General features: G+C 70.8%; 19 protein-coding genes. 11 read left to right on the top strand and 8 right to left on the bottom strand.

Annotated features, from left to right (window positions below):
• Positions 1–6 precede the first annotated feature (6 nt).
• The 3 genes from CLV43_RS34280 to CLV43_RS48710 are packed head-to-tail and all read left to right on the top strand — an operon-like array spanning position 7 to position 1,741.
• Positions 7–840, top strand: coding sequence for an isoprenyl transferase (locus CLV43_RS34280; protein ID WP_106192614.1), 834 nt, complete (start codon positions 7–9; stop codon positions 838–840).
• The gene (locus CLV43_RS34275) at positions 837–1,283 is read left to right on the top strand and encodes a hypothetical protein (protein ID WP_106192612.1); all 447 of its coding nucleotides are present in this window, start codon (positions 837–839) and stop codon (positions 1,281–1,283) included. Before CLV43_RS34280 ends, CLV43_RS34275 begins: the two co-directional genes overlap by 4 nt.
• Positions 1,283–1,741: a hypothetical protein gene (locus tag CLV43_RS48710; protein ID WP_211304693.1), complete on the top strand. Its 459-nt coding sequence runs from the start codon at positions 1,283–1,285 to the stop codon at positions 1,739–1,741. Before CLV43_RS34275 ends, CLV43_RS48710 begins: the two co-directional genes overlap by 1 nt.
• A gap of 41 nt (positions 1,742–1,782) precedes the next feature.
• Here the strand turns inward: CLV43_RS48710 and CLV43_RS34265 are convergent, their stop codons facing one another.
• Positions 1,783–4,560: an alpha-L-rhamnosidase-related protein gene (locus tag CLV43_RS34265; RefSeq protein ID WP_106192611.1), complete on the bottom strand. Its 2,778-nt coding sequence runs from the start codon at positions 4,558–4,560 to the stop codon at positions 1,783–1,785.
• A gap of 251 nt (positions 4,561–4,811) precedes the next feature.
• Here CLV43_RS34265 and CLV43_RS34260 point away from each other — a divergent pair, with 251 nt between their 5' ends.
• Complete coding sequence (locus tag CLV43_RS34260; protein ID WP_106192609.1) at positions 4,812–5,825, top strand: permease; 1,014 nt, start codon at positions 4,812–4,814, stop codon at positions 5,823–5,825.
• Positions 5,822–6,565: a TIGR03943 family putative permease subunit gene (locus CLV43_RS34255; RefSeq protein ID WP_106192607.1), complete on the top strand. Its 744-nt coding sequence runs from the start codon at positions 5,822–5,824 to the stop codon at positions 6,563–6,565. The genes CLV43_RS34260 and CLV43_RS34255 overlap by 4 nt, the downstream gene beginning before the upstream one ends.
• 31 nt (positions 6,566–6,596) lie before the next feature.
• Here the strand turns inward: CLV43_RS34255 and CLV43_RS34250 are convergent, their stop codons facing one another.
• Genes CLV43_RS34250 through CLV43_RS34240 form a run of 3 tightly spaced genes read right to left on the bottom strand, consistent with a single transcriptional unit; the run spans position 6,597 to position 7,771 of the window.
• Complete coding sequence (locus CLV43_RS34250; RefSeq protein ID WP_106192606.1) at positions 6,597–7,016, bottom strand: Fur family transcriptional regulator; 420 nt, start codon at positions 7,014–7,016, stop codon at positions 6,597–6,599.
• The gene (locus CLV43_RS34245) at positions 7,013–7,441 is read right to left on the bottom strand and encodes an ArsR/SmtB family transcription factor (RefSeq protein WP_106192604.1); all 429 of its coding nucleotides are present in this window, start codon (positions 7,439–7,441) and stop codon (positions 7,013–7,015) included. The genes CLV43_RS34250 and CLV43_RS34245 overlap by 4 nt, the downstream gene beginning before the upstream one ends.
• 57 nt (positions 7,442–7,498) lie before the next feature.
• A complete protein-coding gene (locus CLV43_RS34240; protein ID WP_245887175.1) occupies positions 7,499–7,771 on the bottom strand; it encodes a hypothetical protein in 273 nt (90 codons plus the stop codon).
• A 17-nt stretch (positions 7,772–7,788) separates the two neighbouring features.
• Between CLV43_RS34240 and CLV43_RS34235 the strand changes: the two genes are divergently transcribed.
• The gene (locus CLV43_RS34235) at positions 7,789–8,172 is read left to right on the top strand and encodes an antibiotic biosynthesis monooxygenase family protein (protein WP_106192603.1); all 384 of its coding nucleotides are present in this window, start codon (positions 7,789–7,791) and stop codon (positions 8,170–8,172) included.
• Here the strand turns inward: CLV43_RS34235 and CLV43_RS34230 are convergent.
• Complete coding sequence (locus CLV43_RS34230) at positions 8,169–8,756, bottom strand: TetR/AcrR family transcriptional regulator (RefSeq protein WP_106192601.1); 588 nt, start codon at positions 8,754–8,756, stop codon at positions 8,169–8,171. The two genes, CLV43_RS34235 and CLV43_RS34230, sit on opposite strands and share 4 nt — an antisense overlap.
• A 63-nt stretch (positions 8,757–8,819) precedes the next feature.
• Between CLV43_RS34230 and CLV43_RS34225 the strand changes: the two genes are divergently transcribed.
• Positions 8,820–10,031, top strand: coding sequence for an FAD-dependent monooxygenase (locus CLV43_RS34225; RefSeq protein WP_106192599.1), 1,212 nt, complete (start codon positions 8,820–8,822; stop codon positions 10,029–10,031).
• 356 nt (positions 10,032–10,387) lie between these two features.
• On the opposite strand, the gene CLV43_RS50175 is transcribed toward CLV43_RS34225, so the two are convergent.
• Entirely contained in the window at positions 10,388–11,221 is an 834-nt protein-coding gene (locus CLV43_RS50175) for a tetratricopeptide repeat protein (RefSeq protein ID WP_106192598.1), read from the bottom strand.
• 99 nt (positions 11,222–11,320) lie between these two features.
• Here CLV43_RS50175 and CLV43_RS34215 point away from each other — a divergent pair, with 99 nt between their 5' ends.
• The gene (locus tag CLV43_RS34215) at positions 11,321–12,706 is read left to right on the top strand and encodes a glycine--tRNA ligase (RefSeq protein WP_106192596.1); all 1,386 of its coding nucleotides are present in this window, start codon (positions 11,321–11,323) and stop codon (positions 12,704–12,706) included.
• Positions 12,707–13,019: 313 nt separating this feature from the next.
• The gene (locus tag CLV43_RS34210; RefSeq protein WP_106192594.1) at positions 13,020–14,474 is read left to right on the top strand and encodes a DUF1996 domain-containing protein; all 1,455 of its coding nucleotides are present in this window, start codon (positions 13,020–13,022) and stop codon (positions 14,472–14,474) included.
• Positions 14,475–14,559: 85 nt separating this feature from the next.
• Here CLV43_RS34210 and CLV43_RS34205 read toward each other — a convergent pair whose 3' ends face one another.
• Both CLV43_RS34205 and CLV43_RS34200 read right to left on the bottom strand, forming a co-directional pair.
• Positions 14,560–15,471: a serine hydrolase gene (locus CLV43_RS34205; RefSeq protein WP_106192593.1), complete on the bottom strand. Its 912-nt coding sequence runs from the start codon at positions 15,469–15,471 to the stop codon at positions 14,560–14,562.
• Positions 15,472–15,537: 66 nt separating this feature from the next.
• Complete coding sequence (locus tag CLV43_RS34200) at positions 15,538–16,269, bottom strand: Type 1 glutamine amidotransferase-like domain-containing protein (RefSeq protein ID WP_106192591.1); 732 nt, start codon at positions 16,267–16,269, stop codon at positions 15,538–15,540.
• 90 nt (positions 16,270–16,359) lie between these two features.
• Between CLV43_RS34200 and CLV43_RS34195 the strand changes: the two genes are divergently transcribed.
• Together CLV43_RS34195 and CLV43_RS34190 are read left to right on the top strand one after the other, a co-directional pair.
• Positions 16,360–17,274, top strand: a complete 915-nt coding sequence (locus tag CLV43_RS34195) for an ABC transporter ATP-binding protein (RefSeq protein ID WP_106192589.1) — start codon at positions 16,360–16,362, stop codon at positions 17,272–17,274.
• On the top strand, positions 17,271–18,011 hold the full coding sequence (locus CLV43_RS34190) for an ABC transporter permease (protein ID WP_106192588.1): 741 nt from the start codon (positions 17,271–17,273) through the stop codon (positions 18,009–18,011). Before CLV43_RS34195 ends, CLV43_RS34190 begins: the two co-directional genes overlap by 4 nt.
• Positions 18,012–18,016 lie beyond the last annotated feature (5 nt).

The raw sequence follows: 18,016 nt of genomic DNA, 5'->3' as shown, positions 1-18,016 counted from the left end.
CACACCATGCTGCGCCGAAGGCGGGCCGAACCCGAGACGCGCGTCCCACGACCTCCGGACCCGCACCCCTCCGGCGCCAAGCCGCCCGCCATCCCGGCCGAGTTCGTGCCGCGGCACGTGGCGATCGTGATGGACGGCAACGGCCGCTGGGCCAACCAGCGCGGCCTGTCCAGGGTGGAGGGCCACAAGCGCGGCGAGGGCGTCGTGGTCGAGGTCGCCCGCGGCGCGATCGAGCTGGGCGTGAAGTGGGTGTCGCTGTACGCGTTCTCCACGGAGAACTGGCGCCGCAGCCCCGAGGAGGTCCGCTTCCTCATGGGCTTCACCCGCGAGGTGATCCACAACCGCACCGACGAGCTGGACGAGCTCGGCGTGCGGGTGCGGTGGGCGGGCCGCAAGCCGAAGCTGTGGCGCAGCGTCATCTCCGAGCTGGAGGACGCGCAGGAGCGCACCAAGGGCAACCGGGAGCTGAACCTGGCGATGTGCATCAACTACGGCGGCCGGGCCGAGATCGGCGACGCCGCCCGCGAGATCGCCCGCCTCGCGGCCGCCGGGAAGATCAACCCGGACAAGGTCGACGAGCGCACGCTCGCCAGGTACATGTACCAGCCCGACATGCCCGACGTGGACCTGTTCATCCGGCCGTCGGGCGAGCAGCGCACGTCCAACTTCATGCTCTGGCAGTCGGCGTACGCCGAACTGGTGTTCCAGGACATCCTGTGGCCCGACTTCGACCGCCGGGACCTGTGGGCGGCGTGCGAGGTCTACGCGCGCCGCGACCGCCGGTTCGGCGGCGCCGAGGACACCCCCATGGTCGACAAGCCCGACGAGGAGACCCCGTGACCGACGCCGACGCGGCCGCCATCACCGCGGCACTGCTGACCTCCGCCCGCGAGGCCCTCGAGCTGTTCCACGACGTGCACGTGGACGACGACGGCGCGCTGAGCTTCCTGCACGGCGAGGTGCCGTGCGCGATCCAGGCGATGCAGCTGGCCGAGGGCCTGACCGTCCTGAGCCTGACCTGCGTCGTGGCCTGGGACCTCCCGGAGGACCGCGACCTCGCGGTGTCCGCGGCGGAGCGGGCCGGGCAGGGCCTGTTCGGCACGCTCGGCGTCGTGCACACCGAACGCGGCATGGACGTGACCCTGCGGTACGCGTTCCCGGCCGAGGGCATGAAGCCCGAACCACTCAGCACCCTGCTGATGCTCGTGGTCTCCACCGCCTCCCAACTGCGCGGCGAGCTGCTCGCCGACAAGGAGTCGGGCAACCAGGAAAGGACCCCCTGATGGGTGGCGTGATCATCTACGAGCCGGACGAGGACTCCGCTGTGCTGGAGTTCCCCTGGGTGGTGACGTTCGAGCCGTCGGGCGGCGAGGAGTGGGACTCCTTCGTCTGCGGCCCCTACGAGCGCGCCCACGCGGTCGCCTTGGCCGAGGCGGTCGCACTGGCCGAGGACGGCATGCTCGCCGTCGTCGAGCCGATGATGCCGGTGCTCAGCGCGGACGAGGTGCTGGCCACCATCGACGAGCTGCGCGAGGCCGAGGAGGAGATCGAGGAGCTCGACGGTCCGCTCGTGGAGCCGAAGGTCAACGGCACCCACGTGGACCTCGACCTCGGTGAGACCGACCTCGTCGAGGAGGAGATCGCGGACGACTTCGAGCCGCCGACCCCCGAGGAGGTCCGCGCGGGCATGGAGCGCACGTTCCGCAGGCTGCTCGCGGCGACCGACCCCACCACCCCCTGACGACCGGGGGAGGCGCGTCCGCACGCGCCTCCCCCCTCCGGTCAGGGCGTCAGCTCGGCGACCCTCGTGTAGTTGCCGTTCTGCGGTTGCGACCCGGTCGCGACGAGCCGGACCCCCGTCGTGGTGACGGGCTGGTCGAACGGCACCCACCGGGTCAGCGCGGTGTTCCCGGTGACGGTGGCCCGCGTCGTCCAGGTCGTGCCCTCCAGGGTCTGGATCGCGAAGTCGGTGACGACACCGTCCACTATGGACTGGAAGCCGGTGCCCGCCAGCGTGACCGGCGCGGGGGTCGTGAGCGTCAGGGTGTCCGGGAACTGCCCCGGCGACGCGTCGTTCCAGAACGTGGCGGGGTCGCGGTCGACGGCGTTGCCCGCGTAGTAGGTGCGGGGCTGCCCTTCGAACACGTTGGGCGCGGCCTCGCTGGACGCCAGGGCCGTGACACCCGCGGGCCACTCGCCGAAGACCGTCGGCCGCGTGGTGGTCTCGGCGGTCAGCCGACCGCTGGTCGCCTTGATCCGGATCTGCGGCTGACCACCGGTCCCGCCCGCCGGGGCGCGCACGCGGACGTTCACCACGGCGCTGGTGGACCCCTTGGCCGGGTCGAGGCCGAACGTCGCCGGCGTCGTCGTCCACCCGGCGGGTACGACCGCCTCGACCTTGCCGCTGAGCGCCTTGCCGCCCTGGGCGGTGACGGTGACCGCGATGGTGTGGTCCTCGCCGACCCGGACCGGGGCGCTGTCCGCCGAGGTGACCGCCACGGCCAGACCCGACTCGGTGGTGCCGACCGTCCGGCTGTCCAGCACGGCGCACGCGGGCAGGCCCTTCAGCACCACGTAGCCGTCCTCCAGGTGCGCGCCGTAGGCCAGGCCGCGCGTGCCGTTCCAGACCGGCCTCCCGTTGACCCGGACCGCGGTCCTCGCCCCGAAGGTGGGGATCTCCACCCGGTCCACGGCGGCGGTGGGGGCGGTGAGCCGTCCGGTGAACGAGCCGCTGCGCGCGTTGTGCGACCAGGAGAGCGCGATGTCGCCGAGCGGGGTCTTCAACGAGCCCTCGGCGCTGGTCAGGTCACCGGGCTGCGGCCTGATGACGTACCCGCCGCCGACCGACCGCGGCCGGATGCCGAGCACGGAGAACGTGAGTGCGGACGTCGGGCCGGTCGCCCAGCCGTGCGCCAGGCTCATGTACGCGCCGCCGTACCCCGGCCGGCCGTCGGCGAGGTAGCCCTCCCAGAACGTGCTGCCGGTGCCGATCGGCGAGTCCAGCATGTAGCCCCACTCGCGGCGGACCAGCTCCAGCGCGCGGGTGGTGTCACCAGCCTCCAGGTGCGCCTGCACCTCCATCGAGCCGGGGAAGGTGCCGATCTCGGAGCCCTTCTCGGGAGTCGTGGCCCCGTAGGCGTTCCAGTTCAGCGTGAGCGAGGCGCTGATCCGGTGCGAGCGGGCCGCCGAGTCGGTGAGGCCGAACCAGACCGCCAGCGAGTTGCCGTCCTGCGGGTGCAGCGCGCTGGTCGGGTTGTCGCGGAACAGGCCCGCCTGCTCGTCCCACAGGGTCGCGTTCACCGCGGTCTTCACGCCCGCCGCGGTGGCCCGCCACGCCGCCGCCGACGGGTCGCCGACCAGGTCCGCGAGCTCGGCACCGGTCAGGAGTGCTTGGTAGGCAAGGGCGTTCGCCGCGATGTTCTCGCCGCCCTGCCCGCCCCGCGCCCAGTCGTTGGCACCGGTCACCCGGAACAGGCCGTTCGGTCCCACCTTCGCCAGCGCGAAGTCGAGCGCCCTGCGGTAGCCGGCCCACGTGTCGCGCAGCCACGCCAGGTCGTGGGTGTACTGGACGTAGTTCGCGGTGCCGACCAGCGTCCACAGGTGGTAGGTGTCCGAGGAGTAGAAGTTGACCTGCGGTCCCGCGAACGGCAGCTCACCGGCCGCGGTCTGGTGCTGGTAGAGCGTGGTCAGCGCGTTGCGCGTCGGCGTGAGGTCGCCGAGGGAGGCGAACTCCGTCGGCACGGAGACGCCGAGGTCGCCGGGCCACACCGTGCGGTCGCGCTTGGCGCCGTCGACCAGGACCGCGTCGCCGACGCCCACCACGCCGCCGTTGTCCCAGCCCGAGCCGGGCGGGCCCCAGACGCGGCCGGTGTCGGGCGCGATGACGTTGGTCTGCACCGTGTACGCCCCGGCGTACCAGATCCGGTTGAGCAGCGGGTCGCTGGAGTGGAAGTGGTTCTCGTAGGCGCGCAGGTCGGTCATCGTCGGGGTGAAGGTGATCTCGACGGACACCCGGTCGATCGCGATCGAGCCCGCGGAGTCCACGAACAGGGTCAGGTAGCGGAAACCGCCGCGCTGCTCGGCTCGCGGCACCGTCCAGGTCGACCCCGGCACGACGTCGGCGGTCAGCGCGCCGTCAGGGCCGGGGCCGCCGTTGCTCGCGTCGCTGGTGGTGCCGATGTAGAGCGACGACTCGGTGAACGCGAGCCCCAGCCGCTCGCCCGACGTGCCCGAGCCGGGGAAGCGCACACCGGTGATCCCGCCGACCTCCTTGCCGAAGTCGAGGGTCACCGAGGAGCCGTGGCCGCTCAGGGTGGTCGTGCGGCCGCGCAGGACGTTGCCGGACTCCGCCACGGTGCCGGTGGTCCGCGTGACCTCGACCGGGGTGACGGTGCGGCTCGCGGGAGCGAGGTTGTCCCCACCGCCGTGCCCCCGGTCCGCAGGATCGGCGACCGAGGCGGGCGAGGTGCACAGCGCGGCCGCGACGGCGACCGCGAGGCAGGCCCCGAGACCGCGGAGGAGGGGTCTGACGGCACCGTTGCCGTCGCGCGTTCGGCTCACGTCAGGGCTCCTCTGCAGGGGATTGAAACGTTACAACCGCGTGCACTGTGACCTGTGACCCACGTCTCTGTCAACGGTTCGCCCGGACGTCCCGGCGGTGGCGCGCGGTCCGCCGGTGCCACGGGCGGGTGGTCGTGCGGTCCGACTTTCGCGGTGAATGTGCCGTTCACCGCCCCGCTTTCCGGTTTTCGCCGGGAACCCGACCTCGGGCGGGTGGAGCGGCGGCCGGATCGCCTGGCATCATCCCGGAAGTGACAATCACTTCCGAGATCAGGAGCTCGCGGCCGTCCGGCCGAGGGCCCCTGCGCGGGAAGGTCACCTCGCTGGAGGTGCTCTGCCTGCTGCTGGTGCTGGCGCTGGTCCTGCAGGACTGGCTGGTCGGTGTGCTCAACGTGCCGCAGCTGCGCACGGCGTCCACCGTCTTCGTCGCGGTGTGCGTGCAGGCCATGCCGTTCCTGGTGTTCGGCGTGCTGATCAGCGGTGCCATCGCGGCGTTCGTGCCCGCCGGCGCGCTGCGCAGGCTGCTGCCGAACCGGACCGCGCTCGCCGTGCCCGTCGCGGGACTGGCCGGGGTCGCGCTGCCCGGCTGCGAGTGCGCGTCCGTGCCGGTCGCCCGCCGCCTCATGCAGCAGGGCGTGCCCCCGGCGGTGGCGCTGTCGTTCCTGCTCGCCGCCCCCGCCGTGAACCCGATCGTCCTCGTCGCCACGGCCGTCGCGTTCCGCGACGCCCCGATGATGGTGCCCGCCCGCTTCGTCGGCTCCTTGCTCACCGCCGTGGTCATGGGCTGGTTGTGGACGCGCTTCGGCAAGGCCGAGTGGATCGCCGAACGCGCGCTGCGCAAGCTCGAGGAGAAGGAGGGCACCTCGCGCTGGCTGGTCTTCGCCGAGACCGCCCGCCACGACCTCGTGGAGGCGGGCGGTTTCCTGGTGCTGGGCGGGGTCTTCGCCGCCGCGTTCAACGTCCTGGTGCCGACCGCGTGGCTGGAGGCGCTCGGCACGCAGGTGGTGTTCGGTGTCATCGTCATGGCCCTGCTGGCCGTGATCCTCGCCCTCTGCAGCGAGGCGGACGCCTTCGTCGCCGTCTCCATGAGCGCGCTGCCCTTGTTGCCCCGCTTGGTCTTCCTGGTCGTCGGCCCCGCCGTCGACGTCAAGCTCTTCGCCCTCCAGGCGGGCACCTTCGGCCGCCGCTTCGCCTCCCGCTTCGCCCCCGCCACGTTCTTCGTGGCCATCGCGAGCGCACTGGCCGCCGGGGCGGTGTTCCTGTGAGGCGCGAGACGCAGAACATCCTGCTGATCCTGCTCGGCGGCGCACTGCTCAAGCTGAGCTTCACCGACATGTACCTGCGCTACGTCAAGGCGGGGTTGCAGCCGCTGCTGATCGCCGCGGGCGCCGTCATGATCCTGTTGGCGGTCATCGCGATCGCGCGGGACCTCAAGGGCGCCAAGGACACCGAGGACACCGCGCACGCCGGTGGCCACGCCGCCGACAGCCACGACGCCCACGGCCACAAGGCATCCCGCAGCCCGTGGATGCTGCTGCTGCCGGTGCTCGCGGTGTTCCTGATCAGCCCGCCCGCGCTGGGCGCGGACACGGTCAACCGCTCGGACCGCAACGCGGCCCAGGAGACCAAGAAGGGCAACGGTTTCGCCGCCCTGCCCGCGGGCGACGTGCTTCCGATGAGCCTCACCGAGTTCGTCACCCGCACCGCGTGGGACGACTCCGGCTCGCTCGACGACCGCACGGTGAAGCTGACCGGGTTCGTGGTGCGCAAGAACGACGCGACCTACGTGGCCCGCCTGGCCATCTCCTGCTGCGCGGCCGACGCGTCCCCGATCAAGGTCCGGATGACCGGCTCCGGCTTCGAGGCCATGCCGACCGACCAGTGGGTCGAGGTCACCGGCAAGGTCGTCCCCGGTTCGGCCACGAAGGACACGGCGTACGTGCCGACCTTCACCGTCTCCGACATCGCCCCGATCGCGACGCCCACCGACACCTACGAGAGCTGAGGGACGGGCGCCCGCACCGGGCGCCCGATCCTCATCCCTTCGTGCAGGACGCGCAGGTTCCGAAGATCTCCACGGTGTGGCTGACCTCGGAGAACCCGTTCTCGGCCGCGATCCGGTCCGCCCACTTCTCCACGGCGGGCCCCTCCACCTCCACGGTGCGCCCGCAGGTGCGGCACACCAGGTGGTGATGGTGGTGCGCCGAGCAGCGGCGGTAGATCGCCTCGCCGGAGTCCGTCCGCAGCACGTCGACCTCGCCCGCGTCCGCGAGCGACTGCAGGGTGCGGTACACCGTCGTCAAGCCGATGCCCTCGCCACGCTTGCGCAGCTCCTCGTGCAGCTCCTGCGCCGAGCGGAACTCGTCGAGCTGGTCAAGCAGCTTGGACACCGCCGTGCGCTGCCTGGTCGAGCGCAGCCCTGGAACAGCGGTGTTCGGGCGCTCGCTTGTCGTCACAGATCCTCCGTCCGGTCGGTCTCGTCGACGCCTGCGACCACCGGACGGGTCGCGGCACCACCCTCTTCGACGTGGATGACCGCGTCGACCACGATGTGCGCGAGGTGTTCGTCCACCAGGCGGTACACGACCTCGCGCCCGTGCCGCTCACCCCGCACCACGCCCGCGGCCTTGAGGACGCGCAGGTGCTGGCTGATCAGCGGCTGCGCCACCCCCAGCGCCTCGACCAGCTCGTGCACGCACCGCTCCGCCTCCTGCAGCTGCAGGACGATCGCGATCCGCACCGGCGCCGCCAGCGCGCGCAGCAGCTCTCCCGCCGCCGCCAGCGTCCGCCCCGACCTCGGTGGCGCCGGTTCCGGGACGTGCCGTCCGGGGGTGTGCGTGTGCTCGCCGCGCACGGGGACCGTCGTCGCGTCCTGGGTCAAGCGCACGCACCTTCTCCGGCCCTAGGTGGAATGGATTATCAGCACCAATCCTAGGCGCTATCCGGGCAGGACCGAGATGGCGACGGCCACCAGGACCAGCACGACCAGCACCCGCAGCACCCGCGCGGCCGGTGGCAGCGTCCGCCAGGTCGCCGCCAGCAGGGCGAGCACGCCCAGCAGCAGCACCCCCAGCAGGCTCGCGCCGAGCACGCCGCGCAGCAGCACCCCACCCGCGAACAAGCCTGCCACCAGCAGGAACGCCAACAGGGGAGGCACCTTCGCCAGCGGTCCGCTGCCGGGGATCAGGGTGCGCTTGGGGTCGTAGGGCACCGTGGCATCCTTGCACTGTGCTGCTCGTGTGCCGGTTCACCGTGCCCCAACCCGACGTCGCCGACTTCACCGCACGCGCGGGCCGGGCCCTGGAGCTGCTGATCGCCCACCCCGGCTGCCGCCGGGGCCTGCTCAGCCGGTCGACCGACGAACCCGACCGCTGGGTCCTCACCGTCGAGTTCGACTCCGTCGTCGCCTACCGCCGCGCCCTCTCCCCGTTCGACGTCCGCGAACACGTCATCCCCCTCCTCTCCGAGGCCCTGGTCGACGAACCGGCCGCCTACGAACCCGTGCTGATCGCCTCCGACAGCTCAGTCACCCGCCAAACCAGCCTCCTCGCCCAGGACGCGGGCACCGTCCGCCTGGGCGAAGCCTCCGGCCCCACCGCAACGCCCCGCTAGGGCTTGAGGACGAGCGGTAGGAAGACCTCGTCCACGATCGACGCGATCGTCTCGTCCGACGCGGGCGCCAGCGTCATCAGCACCTCGTCGCGCAGCAGGTCGCCGGGCAGGTTCCGCACCCGCTCGGGCACGTCCGCCGACGGGATCTCGCCACGCCCGACCGCGCGCCGGAGGATCTCCTCCAGGTGGCCCGCGTCCTCCCCGGTGACCGACTGCCGCAGGTCCGCCGGCGTCGTCCCGGTCTCCAGGTAGTACGTCCCCAGGTGCACGCTCAGCATCGCCGTGACCCGTGACCGGTCCTCGTTGGCCCTGGTCATCAACGCGATCACGTCCCCGCGCAGCGACCCGGTGTCCGGGGGGAGCGCGGTGTGCTCCGCCGAGCCGTGCCGGATCGCCGCCAGCGCCAGGTCGCCGCGGGTGGGCCACCGCCGGTACAGCACGTGCCTGCTCGTCCTCGCCCGCTCCGCCACCGCCTCGATCGTGAACGCCCCGTAGCCGCTGTCCACCAGCAGTCCCCACGCCGCGTCGAGGATCGCGGTCTCCAGTTCGCTGCCACGTCGACGTCTTCCCGCTTCAAGGCTCACTTGCGTACCTTATCGCGCCTGGCTACCTTCGATAGGGAACATGTGTGTACCTAAGGAGTCGTCATGTCCCGCACCCGCAGCGTCCTGATCTCCGGCGCGAGCGTCGCCGGTCCCACGCTCGCCTTCTGGTTGCACCGGTACGGCTTCCGCGTGACGGTCGTGGAGACCGCCGCCGGGGTCCGCGGCGGCGGCTACCCGATCGACCTGCGCGGCGTCGCCGTCGACGTCGTCCGCCGCACGGGTCTGCTCGACCGGCTGACCGCCACCCGGACGCGCACCCGCCGCATCACCTTCGTCGACGCCGACGGCGAACCGGTCGGCTCCCTGTCACCCGCGGCCCTCACCGGCGGCGCCGCCGAGGACATCGAGCTTCCCCGCGGCTCCCTGACCTCAGCCCTCCACGACATCACCCGCGACGACGTCGAGTACCTGTTCGACGACTCCGTCACCGCCCTGGACGACCGCGTCGACGGCGTCGACGTCACGTTCCGCGGCGGCACCCACCGCACCTTCGACCTCGTCATCGGTGCCGACGGCCTGCACTCCACCGTCCGCGCCCTCGCCTTCGGCCCGGAGGAGCGGTACCTGCACCACCTCGGCTACCGCTTCACCGGTTTCACCGCCCCCAACCGCACCGACCTCGACCACGAGGCCGTCATCTGGAACGTCCCCGGCCGCATGACCACCCGCTACGCCGTCGGCCACTCCGACCACGTCCACGCCTTCTTCGCCTTCACCAGCCCGCCACCCACGGCAGGCGAACCGCACGACCGCGACGCCACCCTCCGCCTCACCGAACGGACCTTCGCCACCGACGGCTGGCAGACACCCCAGCTCCTCGCCGACCTGCGCACCGCCACCGACGTCTTCTCCGACACCGTCAGCCAGATCCGCATGCCCACCTGGAGCACCGGCCGTGTCGCCCTCACCGGCGACGCCGCCCACGCCACCTCATTCCTCGCCGGCCAAGGCACCAGCCTCGCCGTGGTGGGCGCCTACGTCCTAGCGGGCGAACTGGCCACCCACGACAACCACACCGACGCTTTCACGTCCTACCGGCGGACCCTCGTCGACTTCGTCGAACGCAACCAGTCACTGGCACTGGGCCCCAACACCCTCATCCCCAAAACCCGCACCGCCCTCTGGCTGCGCAACCAGACGACCCGCCTACTCCCACTACTCACCAAGACGAACCTCTTCGGCCACAACGTCACCCGCGCCGCAACCTCCCTGTCCCTACCGGACTACACCCCCAAGACGGCAGAACACAGGTAGCGCCAACACAACGGACAACAGCAACAGCCCAACAACGCTGGAAGCAGCCAACAAGCGCCAACAAGCGCCAACAAGCGCCTAACGACGCTGGAAGCGAGCGGTGCTCGTCCGCTAGTGCGGTCGGCTTGACTTGGGGTTTTTGGGCTTAAAATCGGTCGGCGGGCAGGCTCTACCACCTGCCCTTTTTCGCCCGACGAAGCCCAAAAAAGGGGCCCCAAGTCAAGCCGACCGCACCCGGAGACAGCTGTAGCGACACCCCCGGAAACCACCGCAGCGACACCCCCGAAGTCCATGCCACCGACACCGAGCGCCCACACCCGCGAGAACACCGAGCCACACCGCAAGACCAAACCCCCTCACCCCAACCCCGCCAACTCCCTCAACCTCCCCACCCTCCCCGGCGCCTGGTTCGCGTCCAACAACCCCAACGCCACCCTCGCCTGCTCCGCCGCCTCCACCCTCCACCCCAGCGCCGCGTAGTCCTCAGCCAGCTCCTCGTGGAACCACCCGTCCGCCACCCCCGCTCCCCGTGCCCATTCCACCGCCCTCCCCATCAGCTCCGCCGCCTCGGCCGCCCTCCCCAGTTCCCGCATCACCTTCGCCACCGCGTACCGCGCGATCTCCACCTCGTAGGGCTGACCCGGTACCTGCTCCCGTGCTTCCAGCGCCTGTTCGAAGGCCCTCAGCGCCTCTTCCGGCCGTCCTGCCTCGTGCAGCGCCCACCCCAGGTTGTTCATCAGCGCGCCGATCCACCCCCGCACCTCCGGGTCGTCGGACCGGCGGGCGAGTTCGACTCCGCGCTGGGTCCACTCCTCGGAGCTGTCGACCAGTGCCGCCATGTGCGCCGCGTCCACCGCGAGGTAGTCGTCGCCGCGGTGCCCGGCCAGCACGAACGCGGCGGTGAACAGCGGCAGCGCTTCCTGTTCCGCCCCGGACGACCGCAGCAGTCGCCCGCGTTCGAGGAACACCCGCACCCGCCCGGCGGAGTCCGGCTCGGCCAGCGCCTCGGCGTCGGCCAGCATCTGGTGCCCCACGGCGAAGTCGCCGCGCAGCCCTTCGACCCGCGCGAGCTGGGTCAGCACCTCCGCCCGGTGGGCGTCGGTGATCGGTTCCGCCAGCCTGGCGCGGAACCGCTCCTCGGTCGCCGTCAGATCGGCGAAGTCCCACATGCCGCGCAACTCGTCCGCCATCCCCGCAGGGTAGGCACAGATGAGCCACGGTCGCCCATTAGAGGCGCGGGCACCCGCGTTACGCTTGGTTCTTTCTCTTTCCGACCCCCTGGAGTGGCAGTGCCAGCCGATCGCGTCGAAACCGTTGTCAGCCTGTGCAAGCGCCGTGGCTTCGTGTACCCGTGCGGTGAGATCTACGGCGGTACCAGGTCGGCTTGGGACTACGGGCCGCTCGGCGTCGAGCTCAAGGACAACATCAAGCGGCAGTGGTGGAAGTTCATGGTGCAGGGCCGCGACGACGTCGTCGGCCTCGACTCCTCGGTCATCCTGCCGCGCGAGGTGTGGTCGGCCTCCGGCCACATCGAGGCGTTCGTCGACCCGCTGGTGGAGTGCAACTCCTGCCACAAGCGCTTCCGCGCCGACACCCTGGTGGAGGAGTACGCCGAGCGCACGTCGAAGGAGGTCGCGGAGGGCGACCTGTCCGACGTGCCGTGCCCGAACTGCGGCACCCGCGGCGAGTACACCGAGCCGAAGATGTTCAACGGCCTGCTCAAGACCCACCTCGGTCCGGTCGAGACCGACGAGGGCCTGCACTACCTGCGCCCGGAGACCGCGCAGGGCATCTTCACGAACTTCCTGAACGTGCAGACGACCTCGCGCCGCAAGCCGCCGTTCGGCATCGGCCAGATCGGCAAGTCGTTCCGCAACGAGATCACGCCCGGCAACTTCATCTTCCGCACGCGGGAGTTCGAGCAGATGGAGATGGAGTTCTTCGTCGAGCCGGGCACCGACGAGGAATGGCATCAGTACTGGATCGACGAGCGGTCGCGCTGGTACACGGACCTGGGGCTGTCCAAGGAGAACCTGCGCCAGTACGAACACCCGAAGGAGAAGCTGTCCCACTACTCGAAGCGGACGGTGGACATCGAGTACCGGTTCCGGTTCGGCGGGCAGGAGTGGGGTGAGCTGGAGGGCATCGCCAACCGCGGCGACTTCGACCTCACCACGCACTCCAACCACTCCGGCGTGGACCTCTCCTACTTCGACCAGGCCACGAACTCGCGCTACCGGCCGTTCGTCATCGAACCGGCGGCGGGCGTGGGCCGTCCGATGATGGCGTTCCTGCTGGAGGCCTACCACGAGGACGAGGCCCCCAACGCCAAGGGCGGTGTCGACCGCCGGGTGGTGCTCAAGCTGGACCGCCGGTTGGCCCCGGTGAAGGTCGCCGTGCTCCCGCTCTCGCGCAACGCCGACCTCTCGCCGAAGGCGCGGGACCTGGCGGCCTCGTTGCGCCGCAACTGGAACGTGGACTTCGACGACGCCGGGGCGATCGGCCGCCGGTACCGGCGGCAGGACGAGATCGGCACCCCGTTCTGCGTGACGGTCGACTTCGACACCCTCACCGACCTCGCCGTGACCGTCCGGGAGCGCGACACCATGTCGCAGGAGCGGGTGGCCATGGACCAGCTGGAGGGCTACCTGGCGGCCCGCCTGGTCGGCTGCTAGACCGTTCTCCCCGAGCAGGGCCGTCTCCTTTGGAGGCGGCCCTGTTTCGCGTTCAAGGCCGAACACCCGGTCACAGGCAGTCTCCGAACGGCCGTGAACCGGCCTCGGATTCACCCGTTCGCGCACCTCAGGTGTCGTGAATGCGAACTTTGCGCACCCGTGCGTGCACTGCGGGTGGGATCAACCGCCTATGTAACGGATTGATAACGAGGCAAACACGGTTGAGGAGCGCCACGTCGACCGTGCGTATGCCCCAGTGAGGCGACCTCCAAACGCCGTCCTCGAACACCCCGACGACAGAGGTGAGCATCGAATGACCCGGACCGGTGGACGACACCAGATCTCCAGCAGAACGAAGATCGCCTCGATCGGCGCTGCCGTGGCGATCGCGGCCGGAGCCGTGGTCGTGGTGACGACCACCGGTAACGACCAGGCTTCCGCTGACGGTGTCGACATCTCGCAGTTCGTCGACATCACCACGGTGCAGCCGAACGTCAAGCAGGTGAAGAAGCAGCAGAACGCGTCGAAGGGCACCTTCACCGTCAACTGCGGCCTCAACGAGAACGGCCACTTCAACGGCGACAACTTCATCGCCGCCCCCGGTGTCGAGAACGGTGCCGAGCACCTCCACGACTACGTCGGCAACCTGTCGACGAACGCGAACTCGACCAACGAGAGCCTCCAGGCCGCCGGGACCACCTGCAAGAACGGTGACAAGTCGACCTACTTCTGGCCCGTCATCCGCATCGACACCGCGGACGAGGAGGAGGAGAACAAGGTCGACGCCGCCGCGAAGCAGGCGCAGGACCAGCAGAAGGCCGCCGACGCGGACGCGAAGTCCAAGAAGAAGCCGCAGCTCGTGTGCCCGGACGTCGTGAGCAAGCTCGACGAGGTGCCCGAGGAGGCCCAGGCCGACGTCGACCAGGCCCTCGAGGAGGTCGACAAGGTCACCGACGAGGCCGAGCAGAAGCTCGAGGCCGAGGGCACCGCCCAGGTCGACGCCGCGATCATCAACCCGTTGCTGGAGAAGCGGAAGGCCATCCTCGACCGGATGACCCTCGCGCTGGGCCGTCCCGGCCGCCAGCCGATCGACTTCGGCGCCCTCTCGCGCTGCTCGGTGAAGAACCCCGGCCAGCCCTCGCCCATCGGTGACGGCTCCGAGAACGGCGACACCCCGCCGGTCGAGGCCCCCGGTGGCGAGCCCGACGACAACAACGAGCTGCCCGGCAACGACGGCGAGGTGCAGCGCCCGCTGAGCGCCGAGCTCACCTTCCGCGGCAGCCCGGTCGGCAAGGTCACCGCGATGCCGAAGTTCCTCCGCATCCTCTACGGCGACGCGAAGGTCTCCATCAACGGCACCAAGAACACCCGCGACTCGTGGACCTGCTCCGGCTTCGAGGACAAGGTCCAGATCGCCAAGTACGTGATCTGCCCCGAGGGCTCGAAGGTCAAGCGCATCCACGACTTCCCGAGCTGCTGGGACGGCAAGAACACCGACTCCGCGAACCACCGCACGCACATCGTGTTCCCGGACCCGGCGACCGGCAAGTGCGCCGACGGCTTCAAGGCCGTGCCGCAGCTGCGCACCACCCTCACCTACGACATCCCGAGGGACATCCAGCTCAAGGGCCAGTACAAGGTGGACTCGTTCCCGTTCGAGAGCCACAACCCGCTCAGCGACCACGACGACTTCGCGAACGTCATGTCCCAGCGGATCATGAGCCGCCTCGTGAACTGCGTCAACAAGGGCAAGACCTGCAAGGAGTGACACGGCTTCCGCGTACCCGTACGCGGTAGGAAGAAGGCCACCTCGGCGGCGGGGTGGCCTTTTTCTATGCGCTGGAAGGGTTTTCCTACGTGTTCGGCAGCGGTGTGAGGGTGGCGCCGACGATCTGCGCGACCTTGTCCTTGGCGGTGTCGGTGGACACTCCACTCTGGACGGTGAGCACGGCGACGGCGTAGCGGTTGTCCACGACGCCCGCGCTGTGCAGGTACACGTCGCTCGGCAGGTAGTACATCCAGCCCTGCTTGGCGTAGGCGGCACGGCTGCCGCGCGCGTTCTGGTCGAGCAGCCCGAAGAACTGGTCGAACCCGTCGGCGGCCTCCTCCTGCGCGCCCGACAGCGCGTCCACGACCAGGTCGCGGTCCGCCTCGGGCATCTTCAGCAGGACGTACTGGTAGAGGTGGACCATGTCGTCGGCGGTGACCACGACCTCGCCCCACTGCGACGGGTCGTCGGGCGCGTGCGTCCCGGTCAGCCCGAGCCGCGCCGCGACCCGGTCGATGGCGGCCATGCCGTCGAACCGCGTCCACATCACGTCCATGGCGCCGTCGTCGCTGTAGCTCAGCGCCCGGTCGACCAGGTCGAGGTCGTCGTCGGACAGCTCCAGGTCGCCCTCGGCGCGGCGGTCGAGCATGTCGACCACGAGCAGCAGCTTGCTCAGCGACGCCGAGTAGAACTGCTTGTCGCCGCCGCTGCCGACGAGGTCGCCGGTGCGCAGGTCGAGCACGGCGACGCCGAGGTCCACCGAGTCGCCCGCGACCTGCTCCGCCGAGGCCAGTCCCGCGCCGAGGTCGGGCTGGGGCGCGGGCGGGGCGGTCGTCGTGGTGGTCGGCGGGGCCGAGGACGTGGACGGGTCGGCGGACGGCGCCGCGGCGGCGAGCGGCGGCGCCGCGTGGACCCTGGCGTCGGCGGCCGCGGACTGCACGGCCGTCGGCGTCCCGGTGTCGTAGGCGACGAACGCCGAGGACGCGATCGCCACCATCGTTGCGATCACTCCGTAGAGCGCGACCCGTCGTTTGCGTTCACCCACAGTTATTAACTGAACGCTCTACAGCCTCCTGATGTCGAGCTTTTCCTCCTGTGCGGTTCCTGAAGACTCGTCCCGTTGCACTACGTAACCACCGCCGCGGCCGTTCTCCGACACCACTTGGACTAGTTCGGTACCCCGGTAGAGCAGTCCCGCGCCGTCGTCGGTGCAGTACGTGAGCGGCAGCTCGCCCGCCGCCACGGCGGCGTGGACGGCCGGTCGGCGGGTCTTCTCGGAGTCGTAGTGCACGCCGTTGCCGTAGGGGAGCAGCCCCAGCCCGTTCCTGACGACCCGCAGCTCCGGTCCGAACGAGTCGGTCGTGCCGCCCACGTGCCAGCAGATCGACCCGGCGGACACGCCGCTGAGCACCACACCGGCCCGCCACGCCTGCCGCAGCACGTCGCCCAGCCCGTGCACCTCCCACACGGCCAGCAGGTTCGCCACCGACCCGCCGCCGACCCACAGCACGTCCTGGGAGAGCACGAAGCCCAGCAGGTCGTCGGTGTGCGGCATGGTGAACAGGTTGAGGTGCGAGACGTCCCAGCCGACCAGCCTGCCCGCCTCGGACACGCGGGCGTTGTCCGAGCGCTGGTCACCGCCCGCGGTGCCGACGTGGCAGACGGCCGGTCGCCGTCCGTCCACCCCGGACAGCTCGACGGCGAAGTGGACCAGCTTGCCGAACTCCAGGTCGGTGCGGTGGCCGGACCGGTAACCGCCGGACGTGGCCAGGATGGTGGGCTCAGATGCGGGCATGGGGGGATTTTGCCGGCCGTGACACCTGTCATGGTCAGGTCGTGACGGTCGACCCCTCGGTCGGAGCAACCCCGGCGCCACGATCGTCCCATGACGCGAACAACCGCACTCCGCACCGCGGTGACCCTGACCGGGCTGCACAAGAGCTACGGCGAGGTCCACGCGGTCGACGGCGTCGACCTGGACATCGCACCAGGCGAGGTCGTCGCCCTGCTCGGCCCCAACGGCGCGGGCAAGTCCACGACCGTCGACATGCTGCTGGGGCTGACCGCCCCCGACCGCGGCGACATCTCGGTGTTCGGCCAGTCGCCGCGCGACGCGGTGGTGTCCGGCACGATCGGCGCGATGCTGCAGAGCGGCTCGCTGCTCGACGACGCCACCGTCGCCGAGACCGTCGGTCTGGTCGCCGCGCTGCACCGCGAGCCGCTGCCGGTCGCCGAGGCACTGGCCAAAGCGGACATCGCGGACCTCGCGAACCGCAGGTGCACCAAGCTCTCCGGCGGCCAGAAGCAGCGCGTCCGGTTCGCGCTGGCGCTGGTGTGCGACCCGGACCTGCTCGTGCTGGACGAGCCGACCGTCGCCATGGACGTGGAGACCCGCCGCCAGTTCTGGCGCGGGATGCGCGAGTACACCGACTCCGGCCGCACCGTCCTGTTCGCCACGCACTACCTGGAGGAGGCGCAGGAGTACGCCGACCGGGTGGTCCTGATGCGCTCGGGCCGGATCGTCGCGGACGGCTCCGTGGCCGAGGTGCGGGCGACCGTGTCCGGCCGCACGCTGCGCGCCGTCGTCCCCGGCGCCACCGCGGGCGCGCTGGGCGAGCTGCCCGGCGTGCAGGCGGTCGAGCTGCGCGGCGACAGCGCCGCGCTCGCCTGCTCCGACTCCGACGCGGCCCTGCGCGCCCTGCTGGTGCTCTGGCCCGCCGCCCACGACATCGAGATCGCCGCCGTCGGCCTCGAGGACGCCTTCCTCGCGCTGACCGCCTCCTCCGAGGAGACCAAGTGAACGCCCGGTTCCTGGCGCTGGAGGTCCGCCGCGCCGTCCGCAACACCCGGTACCTGATGTTCACCGTCATCATGCCGACGGTGATGTTCCTGCTGTTCGTCAACCTCTACGGCGCCAAGGGGCAGGTGTTCCCCAACGGGCTGCCGGTCACCACGTCGCTGATGCTCAACATGGCCGTGTTCGGCCTGATGTCCGCGCCGCTGGCCGCGGGGGCCCGGATCGCCGTCGAGCGGAGCTCAGGCTGGCAGCGCCAACTGCGGCTGACCCCGTTGAGCAGCCTGGGTTACGTGCTCACCAAGGGCGCGCTCGGCATGGTCGTCGCGCTGCCCGGCATCCTGCTGGTGATGGTCGTCGGCGCGCTGTTCGAGGACGTGCGGATGTCCGCCGTGCAGTGGGTGGAGGTCGCGGGCGGCCTGTGGCTGGCCACGCTCCCGTTCGTGCTGATCGGCATCGTCATCGGCCTGCTGGCCACCGCCGACGGCATGCAGGCGCTCACCGGCGTGCTGTCGATGGCGTTCGGCCTGCTCGGCGGCATCTGGATCCCCGCCGAGGTCGCGCCCGGCTGGCTCAGCGCGGTCATGCACGTCATGCCGACCTACTGGGTGAAGCTGGTCGGCCAGGCCCCGCTCGTGGGCGGCGCCGACCTGGGCACCGCGGTGCTGGTGCTGGGCGCCTGGGTCCTGGGGCTCGGGCTCGTCGCCGCCAAGCGGTTCCAGACGGACACCGCACGGGTCTGAGGCCT

It is taken from the genome of Umezawaea tangerina (assembly GCF_003002815.1).
Taxonomy (GTDB): domain Bacteria; phylum Actinomycetota; class Actinomycetes; order Mycobacteriales; family Pseudonocardiaceae; genus Umezawaea; species Umezawaea tangerina.
Note: the sequence above shows the minus strand (reverse complement) of the source record. Positions and strands in the feature narration are given on the sequence as shown.